Annotated in this window: 2 protein-coding genes and 1 pseudogene; 1 reads left to right on the top strand and 2 read right to left on the bottom strand. The window is 55.0% G+C overall.

The window, feature by feature from the left end:
- The first annotated feature begins 140 nt into the window (after window positions 1-140).
- Complete coding sequence (locus tag BBW68_RS13380) at window positions 141-1,388, top strand: mechanosensitive ion channel family protein (RefSeq protein WP_070135735.1); 1,248 nt, start codon at window positions 141-143, stop codon at window positions 1,386-1,388.
- A 58-nt stretch (window positions 1,389-1,446) separates the two neighbouring features.
- Here the strand turns inward: BBW68_RS13380 and BBW68_RS17095 are convergent.
- A pseudogene (locus tag BBW68_RS17095) lies at window positions 1,447-1,744 on the bottom strand (methyl-accepting chemotaxis protein); the annotation flags it as partial.
- Window positions 1,745-1,829: 85 nt separating this feature from the next.
- A partial coding sequence (locus BBW68_RS13375) for a transposase (protein ID WP_186821236.1) occupies window positions 1,830-2,281 on the bottom strand: 452 nt, incomplete at its 5' end.

Here is a 2,281-nt window from a genome sequence, read left to right as displayed (position 1 = left end):
CACTTCATGCGCAACGTGCTAAGCCGCGTTAGCAGGGCCAAACACGCTGGAACACAGAATCATCTACAGGTCATAACTAGGGGTTGAACCTAGATGCCCAAGCAGGCATGATCCCTCTTCGTTCGAATTAAGGAGGCGTCATGCAGCAGTTACTCGCATTATTAAAGCAATATGGAATAGAACCCGACCACACCACTTCGCTTGTTGTTATTTTTGGCATTATTTTCCTTACCGCCATTATTATTCACTTCATCCTGCACAGCATCGTCCTGCGCACCTTTGAGAAGCGTGCGCAGGCCAGCAGCCATCTGTGGCTGCAAATCATCACGCAGAACAAACTGTTTCACCGACTGGCATTTACCCTGCAAGGGGTGATCGTCAACGTGCAGGCGTTGCTGTGGCTGCAAAAGGGCAGCGATGCTGCCGCCATCACCACTACCTGCGCCCAGCTGTGGGTTATGCTGTACGCGCTGATGTCATTCTTCTCGCTGCTGGATGTGATGCAGGGCTTGGCGCACCGCTTTGCCTTCTCCTCGCAGTTTCCGCTTAAGGGCTTATTGCAGGGCGTGAAGCTGCTGAGCGCGATCGTGATTGGCATCATGATGATCTCGCTGCTGATTGGTAAATCCCCGGCAATTCTGATTAGCGGGCTGGGTGCAATGGCCGCGGTGCTGATGCTGGTATTTAAAGATCCGATCCTCGGGCTGGTAGCGGGTATACAGCTCTCGGCCAACAGCATGCTGAAAATGGGCGACTGGCTGGAGATGCCGAAATACGGCGCCGACGGCGCGGTGATCGACATCGGCCTGACCACGGTAAAAGTGCAGAACTGGGATAACACTATTACTACTATCCCAACTTATGCGCTAGTTTCCGATGCGTTTAAAAACTGGAGCGGAATGTCCGCTTCCGGCGGCCGCCGTATTAAGCGCTGCATTAATATCGATAGCACCAGCATTCGCTTCCTCAGCGCAGAGGAGCAGAAAAAGCTGTCGCAGGCCCGCCTGCTGCAACCCTATATCGCCGAGCGCCAGCAGGAGATTAACAGCTGGAATTGCGAACACAGCACCAGTGATTCGGTACTTAACCAGCGCAGAATGACCAACGTGGGTACTTTCCGCGTCTATCTCACCGAATATCTGCGTCAGCATCCGAAAATCCGCAAGGATATGACGCTGATGGTGCGCCAGATGGCACCGGGCGCAGAGGGGCTACCGGTAGAAATCTACGCCTTTACCAATACCGTGGTGTGGCTGGAGTATGAAAGTATTCAGGCGGATATCTTCGATCACATCTTTGCGGTGGTGGATGAATTCGGTCTGCGTATTCATCAAGCACCAACCGGTAATGATGTGCTGGCGATTGCTGAAGGGTTCAAAGTCCAGTAACGGCCTATCCGGTGTGCATCTGACACACCGGATTGTACTCTTTAAATGCGCGGTGCCGTTACGCTGGCTGCTCGGTACGAAACACCGCTACCAGCTCCCGTAGCTGTATCGCGCGCGCGGCTAGCTCATCCGCAGAAGAGGCGGACTGTTCCACCAGCACCGCATTTTGCTGAGTCACTAGCTCCATCTGATTGATGGCGATGTTGATTTGCGACTAACTGTTTAATTTCTTTCGCTGCAGAGGCAGAACGTTGGGCTAATGCTCTGACCTCAGCGGCGACGACGGCAAACCCCTTGCCATGTTCCTCTGCCCTGGCCGCCTCAACGGCGGCGTTTAACGCCAGAATATTAGTCTGGATATGGGGGGATAATCATTTTGAGGTCGAGTCCGTCAAGGTGGTGTAAATTCAGATCCGGCCTTCCGGTCCGGTAATATGTCTGTTAAGCGCTGAGTGGCAGCGCCTCGATCACATCGTTTTCAGCGGTCTGCTCTATCTCCGCCATGCTGTGCTGCGGCAGGTAGCGGTTCTGCAACAGCCATTCTTCGTTCTGCTCCGTCAGCACCGCACCCAGAAGCCGGGTTATGCTCTCTTCGTTGGGGAAGATACCCACCACGTGGGAACGCCGCTTCACCTCTTTATTCAGGCGCTCCAGCGTGTTCGTGGAGTGGATTTTCACCCGGTGCGCTCCCGGGAACCCGAAGTACGCCAGCCCCTCCGCCTCCGCTTCGTCCATCATCTCTGTGACTGCCGGGAAGTTCTTTTCCAGCTGGGCCGCGACCTCGCGCCAGGTGGCATGGGCGTTTTGTTCCTCCGTCTGCACGAACACCTGTTGCAACGCGGCACGGACAACCGACTGGCTGGCTCTGCTGACTCGCCCCAGCACGTTACGCA

The organism is Candidatus Erwinia dacicola (genome assembly GCF_001756855.1).
Lineage (GTDB): Bacteria > Pseudomonadota > Gammaproteobacteria > Enterobacterales > Enterobacteriaceae > Erwinia > Erwinia dacicola.
This window is presented reverse-complemented; position numbering and strand designations above follow the sequence as displayed.